Origin of the sequence: Streptomyces sp. NPDC006510, from assembly GCF_040611955.1 — a bacterium.
In the GTDB taxonomy this organism is placed as follows: Bacteria; Actinomycetota; Actinomycetes; order Streptomycetales; family Streptomycetaceae; genus Streptomyces.
Map to the genome: position 1 here is coordinate 15,541 of NZ_JBEXPH010000007.1, position 13,813 is coordinate 29,353.

At 69.4% G+C, this 13,813-nt stretch carries 8 protein-coding genes; 1 reads left to right on the forward strand and 7 read right to left on the reverse strand.

Going from position 1 to position 13,813, the window contains the following annotated elements; all coding sequences use genetic code 11:
- Positions 1-18 precede the first annotated feature (18 nt).
- Entirely contained in the window at positions 19-2,157 is a 2,139-nt protein-coding gene (locus ABZY11_RS04070) for a 3-hydroxyacyl-CoA dehydrogenase NAD-binding domain-containing protein (protein ID WP_356477613.1), read from the forward strand.
- Between the two features lie 106 nt (positions 2,158-2,263).
- Here the strand turns inward: ABZY11_RS04070 and ABZY11_RS04075 are convergent, their stop codons facing one another.
- The 7 genes from ABZY11_RS04075 to ABZY11_RS04105 all read right to left on the reverse strand — a co-directional run bounded on the left by ABZY11_RS04075 (position 2,264) and on the right by ABZY11_RS04105 (position 13,733).
- Complete coding sequence (locus tag ABZY11_RS04075; protein ID WP_356477614.1) at positions 2,264-3,562, reverse strand: phosphodiester glycosidase family protein; 1,299 nt, start codon at positions 3,560-3,562, stop codon at positions 2,264-2,266.
- Positions 3,559-4,302, reverse strand: a complete 744-nt coding sequence (locus ABZY11_RS04080) for an Ig-like domain-containing protein (protein WP_356477615.1) — start codon at positions 4,300-4,302, stop codon at positions 3,559-3,561. The genes ABZY11_RS04075 and ABZY11_RS04080 overlap by 4 nt, the downstream gene beginning before the upstream one ends.
- 13 nt (positions 4,303-4,315) lie before the next feature.
- Positions 4,316-5,119: a rhamnogalacturonan acetylesterase gene (locus tag ABZY11_RS04085; RefSeq protein WP_356477616.1), complete on the reverse strand. Its 804-nt coding sequence runs from the start codon at positions 5,117-5,119 to the stop codon at positions 4,316-4,318.
- The gene (locus ABZY11_RS04090) at positions 5,109-9,662 is read right to left on the reverse strand and encodes a glycosyltransferase (protein ID WP_356477617.1); all 4,554 of its coding nucleotides are present in this window, start codon (positions 9,660-9,662) and stop codon (positions 5,109-5,111) included. Before ABZY11_RS04090 ends, ABZY11_RS04085 begins: the two co-directional genes overlap by 11 nt.
- A complete protein-coding gene (locus ABZY11_RS04095) occupies positions 9,659-10,915 on the reverse strand; it encodes a CDP-alcohol phosphatidyltransferase family protein (RefSeq protein WP_356477618.1) in 1,257 nt (418 codons plus the stop codon). The genes ABZY11_RS04090 and ABZY11_RS04095 overlap by 4 nt, the downstream gene beginning before the upstream one ends.
- 182 nt (positions 10,916-11,097) lie before the next feature.
- Positions 11,098-12,630, reverse strand: coding sequence for a hypothetical protein (locus ABZY11_RS04100; RefSeq protein ID WP_356477619.1), 1,533 nt, complete (start codon positions 12,628-12,630; stop codon positions 11,098-11,100).
- Entirely contained in the window at positions 12,627-13,733 is a 1,107-nt protein-coding gene (locus tag ABZY11_RS04105; protein ID WP_356477620.1) for a hypothetical protein, read from the reverse strand. Before ABZY11_RS04105 ends, ABZY11_RS04100 begins: the two co-directional genes overlap by 4 nt.
- Between the last annotated feature and the right edge of the window lie 80 nt (positions 13,734-13,813).

Below are 13,813 nucleotides of genomic sequence, written 5' to 3' on the forward strand. Positions count from 1 at the left end.
GCGAAGCGAGGGTCAGGCATGAGCTCCACCACTGAGCTTCTGAAGGGTGCGGCCGAGCTGTTCCCCGGCGAGGTCGTCACCCAGGCGCACGTACGCCACCTGGACCTGCCGGCCGGTGCGGGCCGCTTCGCCCTCATCACGCTGGACAACGGCCTGGACCACACCAAGCCGACCACCTTCGGACCGCAGTCGCTGGCGAACCTGAACGCCGCCATCGACCAGGTCGAGAAGGAGGCCACCGAGGGTGCGATCACCGGTATCGGCATCACCGGCAAGCCGTTCATCTTCGCGGTCGGCGCCGACCTCAAGGGCGTCGAGCTGCTGAGGAACCACGACGACGCGCTCGCCATCGGCAAGGGCGGCCACGACGTCTTCCGCCGCCTCTCCGGTCTCGCGGTCCCGACGTTCGCGTACTACAACGGCGCGGCGATGGGCGGCGGTGTCGAGGTCGGTCTGCACTGCTCGTACCGCACCGTTTCCAAGGCGCTGCCCGCGTTCTCGCTGCCCGAGGTCTTCCTCGGTCTGGTTCCGGGCTGGGGCGGCTGCGCCCTGCTGCCGAACCTGATCGGCGCCGACCGCGCGGTCTCGGTCATCATCGAGAACTCGCTGAACCAGAACCGTCAGCTGGGGGGCAAGCAGGTCTTCGAGCTCGGGATCGCCGACGCGCTCTTCGAGGGCGCGGACTTCCTGGAGCAGTCGCTGATCTGGACCGCGAACGTGCTCAACGGCACGGTCACGGTGGAGCGCCCCGAGATCGACCGCGGTGACGCCTGGGACCAGGCCGTCGCCCGTGGCAAGGCCATCGCCGACTCCAAGGTGCACGGCGCCGCCCCGGCCGCGTACCGCGCGCTGGAGATCATCGCCGCGGCGAAGGACGGCGACCTGGGCGCCGGCTTCGACGCCGAGGACCAGGCCCTCGCGGACCTGATCATGGGCGGCGAGCTGCGCTCCGGGATCTACTCCTTCAACCTGGTCCAGAAGCGCGCCAAGCGCCCGGCCGGGGCCCCGGACAAGAACCTGGCCCGTCCGGTCACCAAGGTCGGCGTCGTCGGTGCCGGTCTGATGGCCTCGCAGCTGGCGCTGCTGTTCCTGCGCCGTCTGGAGGTGCCGGTCGTGCTGACCGACATCGACCAGGAGCGCGTCGACAAGGGTGTGGGCTATGTCCACGCCGAGATCGAGAAGCTGCTCGGCAAGGGCCGGATCAACCAGGACAAGGCCAACCGCCTCAAGGCCCTGGTCTCCGGTGTGCTGGACAAGGCGGAGGGCTTCTCCGACGCCGACTTCATCATCGAGGCCGTCTTCGAGGAGATCGGCGTCAAGCAGCAGGTGTTCGCGGAGGTCGAGGCGGTCGCCCCGGCGCACGCGATCCTCGCCACCAACACCTCGTCCCTCTCGGTCACCGAGATGGCGTCGAAGCTGAAGCACCCCGAGCGGGTCGTCGGCTTCCACTTCTTCAACCCGGTCGCGATCCTGCCGCTGCTGGAGATCGTCCGCGGTGAGCGGACCGACGACGCCTCGCTGGCCACGGCGTTCGGTGTGGCACGGAAGCTGAAGAAGACCGCGGTGCTGGTGAAGGACGCCCCGGCGTTCGTCGTCAACCGCATCCTGACCCGCTTCATGGGCGAGATCCAGAACGTCATCGACGAGGGCACCCCGGTCGAGGTCGCCGAGAAGTCCATCGAGCCGCTCGGTCTGCCGATGTCCCCGCTGGTGCTTCTGGAGCTGGTCGGCCCGGCCATCGGTCTGCATGTCTCCGAGACCCTGAACCGCGCCTTCCCGGACCGGTTCACCGTCTCCGCGAACCTGGCCGCGGTCGTCAAGGCCGGCAAGCGCGGCTTCTACGTCTACTCCGCCGAGAACCCAGCCAAGCCGGAGCTGGACCCGGAGGTCGCCGCACTTCTCAAGCAGGGCGACGTCGTCCTGTCCGAGGAGCAGGTCCGCGACCGGGTCCTGGACGCGGTGGCGCAGGAGATCGGTCTGATGCTGGACGAGGGCGTCGTCGCCGAGGCCCAGGACATCGACCTGTGCCTGATCACCGGCGCGGGCTGGCCCTTCCACCTGGGCGGCATCACCCCGTACCTGGACCGCGAGGGCGTCTCGGAGCGGGTGAACGGCAAGAAGTTCCTCGCACAGGGCGTGGCGAGCGTTCCGGCGTAACACCTGCACGGTAACGACGGCGGGCCGTACGGGGATCTCCCCGTGCGGCCCGTTCGTCGTGCGCCCGTGATGGCACACCTGTCATGGGCCGTGTCATGTGTGCGGGTCAGCGCGGCAGGACGGCCAGTGCATCGGCCACGGCGCGTTCCCTCACCGGCGCTCCCTCCGCGCCCCTGGGCCGGTTGCGGAGCCGCCCGTTCACCACCATCGTGGTGGAGCCTCCGCCGTCGAGGTTGATGGCGTCCGCCGCACCCAGATCGCGCAGGAGTGCCGCCGCTTCCCCCAGGGTGACGCCCGCGCTGGTGGGGCTGCGGCCGTCGAACGCGACGAGGAGGAGCGTGCCGTCCGCCTTGATGCCGACGGCCGTGCGGGGCTGGCGCTCGGTCGACGTGTCGCCGGTGAAACCGTTGGCCGCGGCGTTGATCCAGGTCCTTCCCCCGCGCAGCAGCGCGGGGCCCGCGCCCAGTACGGACGCTCCAGGTGCGAGGATGTTCCGCCCGCTGCTGTCCGTCACGCTCGTCCGCCGCCCGACCGGCAGCCCCTGACGTGCGTGTCTCCGCAGCCAGTCGGCGCCCTCCCCCACCCCGGTGAGGGTGGAGCCGGTCCGGGGGATCTCGCCGCCCGCGGGGCTGCGGAGCTCCGTCACCCGCCCGTCCGCGTCGAGCACGGCCTCCGCGCTGCCGGGTGCGCCGGGTGGTGAATATGCGCCCCAGTCAGGTGTGAAGGCGACGATCTCGCTCTCGTCCAGGCAGAGTTGATTGTGCCGGGGCCGCTGCTCCGGCAGGCCCGTGCCGGCCGGCCGGTCCCCGCCCGTGCCTCCGCAGCCGACGATCCTGCCCGGCACCCGGTCGACCCCGTCCAGCTCACGCACGGCTCCGTCCGGCGCGGTCAGCCGCATCCCGGAACGCACTTCGTCGATGCGGGGCCGGCCCCCGGGGCCGGGAAGGATCAGCGCGGTGCGGCCGTTCGCCGCCTCGCTGAGCAGCCTGCCGTCGACGGCGAGAACGCCCAGCGGGTCTCCCGGATAGCCGCTGAAGACGCGGGACCCGGCGGTGTCGAAGTAGGAGCCGTTCACCGCGGCCACGGCTCGTTCGCGCCGCGCCGTCCTCGTAACGGTCTCGGTGGTCGCGAGATGGTCGCCGACGACCGGCTTCACCGTGACCCGGGCGGACGGGCTGACGGTCACCACGCCGAGGGAGACCGGCGCACCGTCCGCCAGTCGGCGGGTGATCCACTCCGCCTCCACCCCGCACGGCAGGGTCTGCCCGCACCCTCCGGCCGGCCGGGACGGGCGCGGCGGGTCGTCACGTCGGCCGGGACCGTGCCCGGTGCACCCGGCTGCCGTCACCGCCATGGCCAGCAGGACCGCGCACCACCGCACGAGGCGTTCCCGGTGCGGTCTCACGGTGCCGGTGCCCAGCCTCCGAGCACGCCGGGTGTCGCGCCGAGGTCCCCGACATGAACCGTCACCCGGCCGGAGACCAGTCGGCCACCACCGGCGTCCAGTACGTAGTCGAACCAGTCGTAGCCCAGATGACCGGAGAACGGGTGGTACGTCACCGCTCCGTCCACCTCGACGCTCGTCACCCCGTGCCGGGCGGGTCCGACACCGACCAGCCTGACGTCCTCGCCCATTCCGGCGGTGAGGTCGGTCAGCACTCCGCGGTGCCCGGGTGCCACCGTCATGCTCCGGCCCTGCGGAGGCAGCGGGGCGATCCGGAAGCCGTGGTTCTTCAGCGAGAACGTGGTGGAGGTGAGGCCCCTTCCGCCATCGGCGATGATGCCCGTCCGAAGGACGGGGACGAGGAAGGCATCGGGTGCGGCGTGCCGGTTCACCCGGAGCGTGAACCTGGCGATGCGCTCGACGCCGGGACCCGTCGATGTCGCGTACCGGTCGCCCGAGGGCAGCAGGCTCATTCCGGCCATGTTCTCGATGGTGGCGACCTTGTCGAACGAGTCGGCCATGAGATACCCGTAGTAGCGGGTGCCGTCGCCCTGCGGGGTGAGGATCCATTCGAAGTCGATCCGCCGGCCGGGCTCGACGGGCAGGCGGGGGTCCGCGGCGGACCGGAGCTCCATGTGCGCCACGATCGAGGGGTTGTCCTGCTGGACGCTGCGCATTCCGGCGAGGGTGAAGGTGCTCATGATCGTCCGACTCTCAGTTCGAGCCCAGCGTGCGTGACCTGGTCAGTTCGGCGTGTGTCTCCTCGTCGAGCCAGGTCACCCATTCCGGAGGAAGATCCGTACGGTCGAGGTTGATGGCCCAGTGCGGTGGCACGATCCGCTGCTCCACCAGCGCGTAGGCGACATAGCGTGCGCACGCGATAGCACCCTCCGGCGTCATGTGACCGGGGTCGTGGAAGCCGTCCGGATAGTTCGGGTGTTCCTGCGGTTCGAGGTGGATGAAGAAGGGGCGTACGCCTTCCGGCCCCAGCCCCTCCCACCAGCTGTGGCTCTGGTCGTAGAGGTTGATGTACGGAACGCTGCACTCGGCCGCGAGGTCGCGCATCGCCATCGGGTACTCCGTGATGCTCCTCGGCATGTTGCCGTGCGCGTCGTGGGTGTCCCGTTCCGGCGGGCTGATCAGCACCGGGTGGGCATTGCGTTCGCGCGCACCGTCGACGAACTTCCGCAGGTGGTACGGGAAGTCGCCGTACGCCTCCGTGCGGAGCCACTCCTCCGGCTTGGCGTCGTTGATGCCGAACGAGGTGAACAGATAGTCCCCGGGGCGGATGTGCTGGAGGATCCAGTCGAGCCTGCCGCGCTCGCTGAACGTGCGGGCACTCGCTCCGGCCCGTGCGCAGTTGACGACCTCCACCTCCTCCGAGCTGAGGAAGAAGTGGAGCACCTGGCCCCAGCCCGTCATGGGCGCCTTGCTCGCTTCCCGCGTCACCGCGGCGGAGTCGCCCGCGAGGAAGATCCTGCGGGGCCTGCCCTGCTCGGGATTCCAGTCAGACCGCACGGTCCCACCCGGCCCCGTAAGTCCCCTGGCCGGCCGCGTGCACGGCCGCCCCGCCGGTGTCCCGAGCGCTCGGCATGTCGTCGTCCCGGCGTACCCGGGTGGCCGGCAGGGCGCCGACGGGTCCCGAAGGGCCGAGATCGGCGGCGCTCGCCGTCCCCAGGGCGTCGATCGCCTCGTAGACCCGTTCGCAGTTGCCCTCGCCGCGGTGTGCGAAGAACTGTTCCGCACGCTCGCGGTAGGGGCTCTCGACGGTGAAGTTCCTGGCCATCGAGGCGATGATCTCGTCGACGGCCTGGTCGACCGTACGGCAGACCGGGCCGAAGCCGTGCTCCGTCAGGTTGAAGTAACCCCGCTTGTAGTGCCGTCCGTAGAAGTCCTCCTCGTCGAAGGGCACATGGACGAGCGGGATCCCCATGTAGGCCACGTCGAAGAAGACCGACGAGTAGTCCGTGACCATGAGGGAGCACTGCTTCATGGCTTCCTGGACATTGCGCGTCCTGGGATCGGCGACCTCGATCGCGGGGGAATCGATCCGGAAGTTGTGCAGGTACGGCCGGATCTCGTAGTGCGGGAAGAACTCCAGGTCGACGCCGAAGTGTTCCAGGGCCGCGACGAGCCGCCGGTCCGAGAGGAGCGACCGGTAGAACCTGAAGTACTCGGACTGGGTGAAGGCCGTCTTGGCCGGACCCGCCGACTTCTTGTAGGAAGCCGTGACGATCCACTGCCGCCAGGTCGGCATGAGCAGGATGCGCGGACGCTGCCCCGGCTCCCGTCGCAGCGCGTCGAACCTGGGCAGGCCGGCCAGCACCGCGCGGTCACCGAAGCCGGCCTCGCGCGCCAGGTAGGCGCGCTCCTGACGGCCCGTGGTCACGATCATGTCGTAACTGGTGATCCGCTGGTCCACGCCCGAAGTCACGTCGTTGTAGATGATTCCGTGCTGCAGGAAGACCCGCTGATACTTCAGCAGCTCACCGAACCGGTGCAGGAAGAGCACCTTCCGATAGCCCTCGGGCAGCAGATACGACTCGGAGTCGTACGAACCGATCAGCTTGGTCGCATGCAGCAGATACATCCGGTGCTTGAAGGAACCGAGCTTGATCACCCTGCCGAAGGGGGCGACCTTCTTGTAGTCGGGGGAGTTCCCGTCGATGACGTAGTACGCCTTGCGCCGCTTGCGGTGGGTCCGCATCCACTTGAAGAAGTGGTACGAGTTGTCCTGGGCCGTGTCCGACCGTTCGCCGATGAGCCAGATCTCACGGGAGTTGAGGAACGGGTATACGAGCCAGTAGGCGAGACGCATGCGCCACCCGGGATTGCGGGTCCTGAGAATGCGGATCTCACGGGACATCCGCCACAGGGCGTGCTTCGCCCGCGCGCCGCGCTTCCGGTCGACAAGGCGCAGGTGCAGCGCCTCCTGGCCCCCGATGGTCAGCATGTAGGGGTAGCCGGCGATCCGGCCGGGGCCCTTCAGCCGGTGCAGCGGGAGGCGCGCCTTCATGATGACGTTGCGCTGCCGCGAGCGATCCACGCGATGCACCCGGAGCCGGAAGTCGCCGACCCCGAATCCACCCCGCGCCAGGTCCTTGACCGGCACCTCCGCGTACCAGCCGGCGTACAGGTCACGGCCGTTGCGGGTGTTCCACAGGTCGCGGCGGGCGACCTGGCGCAGCGGCACGACGATCTTGGCGTGCGCGGTCTGGTAGACGAATTCCAGCGGGTTCTCCATGGGGCCGCCGATGTCCATGCCGGGGAAGGCCAGGCATCCCTCCACGACCAGCACATCGCCTCGGGTACGGACCGATTCGACGACGACGTTGGGGTCGTTGACGCGAGCGGTCCGGGTGTTCCGGGTGCCTCCCTCGAAGGTCCGGTGGAAGCCGTCGTCGTCGATCTCCAGCGCCAGCGGGGCGTTCTCCAGCGCCGGTTCCGGGTTGCAGAAGAGCTCCAGGTTCCCGCTCTTCGCCGCGTAGTGATCGAGCTGCTGGGCGGGGTTGGTGGCGTATTCGAGGATGACCTCGTCGGGTATCTGCGCGTAGTGGCGGCAGATGTCCGGGAACATCTCCTCCAGCTGCGACCGGCCCATGACGTTACGGGCGTTGCACAGGAAGCCCTTGTAGGTGCGGGTCACATAGCGCTGGAACATGTGCCGGATGTCGGCCCGCTCGGTGGCGGTGTAGTCCAGCAGGAAGTGGTTGAGCCGCAGGTGGTCCCGGTAGTTCGCCGGCTTGCTCCACAGGGAGTCCATGATGGAGGACCCGTCGGGGCGCCCCCGGTAGTAGTACACCGGGCGGTCGACCAGGCTGATGGCGTTGGCCCGCAGCATGCTCGGCAGCGTCACCCAGGAGTCCTCGAAGTGGACTCCTTCGCCGAAGCGCACCCCGAGCCGTCGCAGCAGCTGCGTGCTGAACAGCTTGTTGCACGCGGAGCCGCTGAAGATGAGATCGGGTACGGAGGCGAAGTCGTCGATGCGGCGGTCCCCCTGCCCGAAGTACTGCTTCCACGGGCCGTAGGGCCGGTCGGGGAAGTTCACCAGGTCACCCACGACCAGCTCGGAGCCGTCCCGCCAGGCCGCCTGGAGCATGTGCGACAGGGCCTGCTCGCCGAGGATGTCGTCGGAGTCGAGGAAGGTGACATACGGCGCGGTGACCAGGTCGAGACCGTTGTTCCGGGCGTTTCCGAGTCCGCCGTTCCGCTGGTGGACGACGGTCACATTGGCGTAGTACTGCGCGAAGTTGTCGAGGATGCGGGGTGTCTCGTCGGTGGCGCCGTCGTCCACCAGGATGACCTGGGTGGCCGCGAAGCCCTCCTGGGCCGCGATCGAGCCGAGGCAGTCGTCCAGATACTTGGCCACGTTGTAGCAGGGCACGACGACGGCCATCTCGAAGGGATGGTCCAGGCGGGATATCGGCGGGTGAAGCCGGTCGCGCCACCACATCCACGGCGCGTCGGGGTCATTCTGCGCGGACTCGAAGGTCCGGCGGCCCGCCGTGGCCGCCCTCAGGGCGAGGTTGCCGCTGATCGTGCGGTAACCCTCCAGCTCTTCCCCGTTCGCCAGGAAGGTGAGCCCGGAGAGTTCCACGTCCCGCACATTGAGCGGGGAGCGGGACCTGGCACGGTTCCACTCGACGATGACCGACACGTTCCAGACCGTGTTCTGGGAGAACTCGTCGCCGAGGACGGCGGGCAGGTCGACGGTGCCCCCGAAGTCGACGAACCGTTCGTCGACCTCGATGCCGGCGACCGGGACCGTGACGTCCTTCTTGGTGTGGCGGTTGCGTACGGCCAGGGTAAGCCTGAGGTCGTGTCCGGGCTCGATCCGCCCGAAACGGTTGACCAGCCTGCCCTCGAACCGGAGCTTCCCGTCGTTCACGGACCACTCGTCGAGCTGGGCGAAAAGCGGTTCCTGGGCGAGCTTCGCCGCCGAGAGACCGAGCTCCGTCACATCGAGCATGCGCCGGGCGTCCGGCAGGTGCAGATGGTCGCCCGACCAGTACACCCGTCCGTCCTCCTCCACGAGGAAGGACGACAGCACGCTCTTGCGCTGCACGTAGTCGAGCGTGGTGAGCGCGGCCTCGATCTCCTGGTACATGACGAGGTAGGCCCTGACCCGGTCGACCGGGTCGCACAGCTCGAACGCCTCGTCGCTGATGGAGAAGAGGTAGTTGCTCGCGATCTCGGCGAACCCCTGCTGGAACTCCGGGTCGCCCTCCGCGAGCGCCCTCATGTACAGGCGCAGGTCGTGTGCGAGGAACTTCGAGTCCTTGCGGACCTTGAGCTGCCAGAGACCCCGGTCGAGGAGGAACGCGTCGGTGGCCCGGTGCACCGCGACCCGGTCGCTGATGGAGCGCAGCTCGCCCGTGCGGCCGGTGATCGATCCGCCCTCGGGTTCCCACATCCACCGGTAGACGGGGTCGGTGATGACGGTGATCCCGTCGGCGAGGCAGCCCGCCACGGTGGAGAAGTACGTGTCCTCGTAGAAGACCCCCTCGGGGAACCAGACCCCGCCCGACCGCAGGAAGTCCACCCGGTACAGCTTGGCCGCCGCGATCGGGTCGGCGAGCATCAGCGGGAACTCCACCAGGCTGGGCACGGTGCGTCCCAGCGCGTACACCTCGGGCGCCCAGCCCTCGCTCTCGCCGGTGGCCCGGTTGACCCGGACCGCCTTGCCCGCGGTGATGTCGCTGCCGCTCTCCAGCGCACTGGCCAGCAGCAGCTCACAGGCACGGGGCGGCAGCTCGTCGTCGGCGTCGAGGAACATCACGTACCGGCCGCCGGCCTGTGCGATGCCCAGGTTGCGGGGCGCGCCGACGCCGCCGCTGTTCGTGGGACGGCGGAGCACCCGGACGCGGTGGTTGTTCCCCGCGAAGTTCTTCACGACATCGAGGGTGTTGTCCGTGGAGGCGTCGTCCACGACGACGACCTCGACCAGCTCGTACGTCTGGTTGACGGCGGACTGGAGCGCCTTGCCGATCGTCGTGGCCGCGTTGTACGCGGGGATGACCACCGTGACCCAGACGTCAGGTGTGTCCTGCTCGTGGTTCATCCGACGCCCTCTCGATCGCCCGGGTACCCGCGGTGAGGCGGCACGGCATGGGGGGCGATGTACACCGGCTGCCCCTGCGCCGGGTGGTCGTACCCCTGGGTCCGCGGCGGCTGGTACGGCTGTGCCTGCGGCTGCTGGTACGGCTGCTCCGCGGCCGGCGGGACCGGTGCCCCGTACGACGGGTAGGGCTCGGGGTACGGCTGGAATCCGGGGTCCTCGTAGGGCGGCGGTGCCTGGAACGCCGGGTCGGTGAGCGGGTCGTCCTGCACACCGCGGCGGTGCCGGCCCCGGTGGAGGTGGGGGGCGATGGAGCCCGCGCCGGACGGGGTCTGTGCCAGCTCGGCCATCACATGGGTGAAGTCGCGTGTGGAGAGCCAGAACTTGTACATGATGATCAGCTCGAAGATCCCCAGCAGGATCGCGGAGACCGCCGTGGTCCACAGGATCTGGCCGATCAGCGGTCCCACGATGAAGACGAACATCTGGAACTCGATGCCGCTGATGAGGTGCGGCCTGATACGGCTGCGCAGCAGCGCCTGCCGCACCCGCAGGTACCAGGGGAAGCGGTGGCGGAACTGGGCGTGCAGGTCGACGACCTGGCCTGCGCCCGCCTGTTCCTTGAGCAGCTCCGCCTCCGCCTCGGGGTTCTCGCGCAGCAGGTCCTCCATGAACCGGATCTGCTGGGCCTCGGGCTCCGCCCGGTCCTCGCCGGCGGCGGCGAGTTCGGCCTCGCGGCGTTCCTGGGTGACCTTCTCGATCTTCGTCCGCATCGACATGCGCATCTTGTAGATCTGAAGCGCGTCGACGTACCGGAGCATGTCGAGGAAGACGACCATCAGCGCGGCCAGCAGAAACCTTTCATCACCGTTGCGCAGGTACTGGCCGCCCATCAGGGCGAGGGCGCAGAAGAGCACCCTGATGCGGTCGAAGACGTAGTCGAGCCAGCCACCGAAGACGGTGCCGTTGCCCTTGAGCCTCGCGAGCTTTCCATCGATGCAGTCGAGGATGAAGCTCAGGTGGTAGAGCGCTGCCCCGATGACCAGGGACTGCCAGTCGCCCTTGAGGAAGAACCCGGCGGAGCCGAGTCCGACGAACAGAGCCGCCCATGTCACACGGTTGGGCGTGATGAAGTTGAACCGCGCCATCACGATGAGCATCCGCGTGGCCACGGGGTCGACCAGGATCACCGTCCACCATGCGTCACGCTTCTTGCAGGTGAGCTTCTGGACAGCACGCAAGGACAGCTTGGCCATAACCCCTCAGTCACGAGAACGACAGCGGCAGGCCCCCGTCCATCCATACACGGTCGAGGGATATCCGAATGTTCACGAGACTCCCCCGAACTCTTCATATTGAAGATTCACAGACTTTATCAAAACCTGAACAGGTTTCGGCCAACCTTGTGGCTAAAAAGATCATCAAGGACGGCAAAGCGTCACACTGTGTACCAACTACCGAATTCAAACCCGGCAGACGGTGACTCTCGGTGAGAAAGTGCCAGCTGTGACCCGGCGGTGAGGGTCGCCAAGGTAACAACGCCCATACGGTCCCGGACAACTGCGGGCATCACAGTCCAATCCGCGGGGAGTTCGTTCCACCACACGCCCGCGTCCGCCCGGCCCTCGGCGTGCACCCCCACCGCACAGGCGCCTCCGGGGCCGGACCGGACCAGCAGGGAGTAGGCCCAGCCGTCCACCTCGACGCCTCGGACACCGGTGACGGGGCCCACTCCGTCGTCGCCGCCGAGCGGCACCGGGCCCGTCGCGCCCGGCCACCAGACGCACGGCTCATTGGTCCTCAGATCGCGGAAGAGAACCGTCCCCGGCTCGGGCCCGGCCGCCATCGATCCCGGACGGGGCGAGAACGGCACCGTCCGGTCCTCGGTCCACGCGCCGTCGGGCCCCGAGCGGTACCAGCGCAGCACCGCGGCGGAGTCCCGGGCCCGGGCGAAGAGTTCGACCTCCCCGCCGACCGTGGTCACGGCGACGAGCTCGTCGGCGACGCGGACCCCGCGCAGGTGCTGCCACGCGGTCCAGGCACCGTCGGCCCCCTGGTGCCGGTAGCTCACGCTGTGCCCGAAGTTGCGTACGAAGACGAAGAGGCCGCTCGTGCCGTCGAAAGCGGCCGCCGGGAATCCGACCTCCCGGCTCCGGTGCTTGTTGCCGGGGTTCGGGCTGCCCAACGAGCGCCATGGGGTGAGGGGGTGTCCGGTGCGGTACTGGGTGGCCTGCACCACCGCGAGGTCGTCGCCGCCGTCCTTGAGAGGGGTTCTGCGCAGTGCGAAGAGGTGCGGGAAACCATGCGGGTCCCGGACCACCCGGAGGCCGGGCATCAGCCGCGGGCCGGGAAGGAGTTCCGGTCCCTGCCAGGCCGCGCCCCCCGGTTCGCGCTGCGTCCATCGCACGACACCCGCCGCGGAGGACAGGAAGGCGGAGAGCCTGCCGTCGAATCCCTCGGTCAGCCAATGTGTCGTGTGCGGGTAGCGCGGCTGCCCAGCGGTGCCGGGCGGCCCGTCCGCACCGGCGCGACGGCAGTCGACGAGGACCGGGATCCCCGTTTCCAGCTGGTGTTCGCGGACCGCGGTCAGCGCGGCGAGTGCGGCGGCGGCGTTCTCGGCCGGCTCGTCGTGCACCGGGACCTCGCGTGCCTCGTCGTACGACACATGCGCCGGATCGGGATCCGCCAGGCGCACCCGCTGCGGGCGAAGTGCGCGCAGCTCCCGGAGCAGCGCCGCGTTTCCGTCGCCGTCCTGCGCGCCGATCGTCCGCGGGGAACCCACGACCCGGCAGCCGCGCCGTTCCGCGTCCGCGAGTGCGCGGTCCAGTGCCGCCTTCCCGTCCTTGCCGTCCTCCTCGACGCACAGCACGGTGAGCTCGGCGCCGGCTCTCTCGGCCGCGACGAGTGCCACCGCCTCGCGATGGCGTGCGGCGACGATCGTCACCCGCTCCGGTGAACCCGCGGCGCTCATATCCGGCTCCAGTCGCCGAGGGTCAGTCCCTGGCCGTCCTCCTGGCGTGCGACGGCCAGGGAGCCGTCGGCACCGACTGCCGCGACGACCGCCCTGCCGTGACCGTCGGCCGCCAGTGCCGGATCTCCGGCGCAGCTCATTCCGGTGCCGGTCCACCAGAATCCGGCCTGCTCGCCCTCGGTCGAACAGACACCGAGGTTGACCGTCCCGTCGGCCCCGCGGACCGCGAGCACCGTGCAGTCGAAGCCGTCCACCGTGGTCCTGACCGCGGCGATCCGGCCGTCCCCGGGGTTGCCTCCCAGCGGTACGGGCCAGCTGCCCGCCCGGACCGCGATGACACCGGTGCCCCGCGCATCGGTCAGGTAGTACGTCAGCCGGCCCGGGGCGGTCTCCAGTGCGGTCACCGATCCGGGCAGGGGCGGCACGGCCACGTCGTATCCGCGCACCAGGGCGCCGCCCGGCTCCGGCTGCCGGAGCCGAAGCGCGGCGGTACGGGTGGGGACCAGGACCTCCACCAGGCCGGACGAGGTCGCCGCGGGCGCCGGCCCGTCGGTGCCGCCGGACACCTGGAGCTGAGCCCACGCCTCCCACCGGCCCCGCTTGTCCTCGCGGCGCAGGGCCACTCCGCCCGGTCCGGTCGGGACGCAGACATGCAGCGCGCCGTCGCTCGTGACGGCGCCGGCCGGGGCGCCGGTCTCGACCGCCTTGTCGATCTCCTTGAACGGATTGCCCAGCGAGCGCCACTGCGTCATCGGGCGGCCCGTCTGGTACTGCGTGGCATACATGATGTCTACGTTCGTCCAGCCGTCGACCCGCTGCCGGACCCGGCGCCCCAGCAGGTGGGCGTAACGATTCTGCCCCTGCACCACGGTGAGCCGGTCGATGTCCTTCGCGGGCAGGACGTCCGGTCCGGCCCACCGCCGGCCACCGGGAGCGGACTCCGTCCATCGCAGCACGGCACCCTCGACGTGGACGTACGCGGTCAGCCTGCCGTCATGTCCGGTCAGCAGCCAGGGGCCGTCCAGGGCGTGGGTGAGCCGCTCGGACGCTTCCGCGACGGGCTCGCTCCGCTGCTTCGCTTCACGTAGGGAGGCGCTGCGCATCGCTGTTCGTCACCCTCCCCGGGAACAGGCCCGTGCAAGTCACAGGCGCTGGATCGAGACATCATAAACAGGCCATGGCA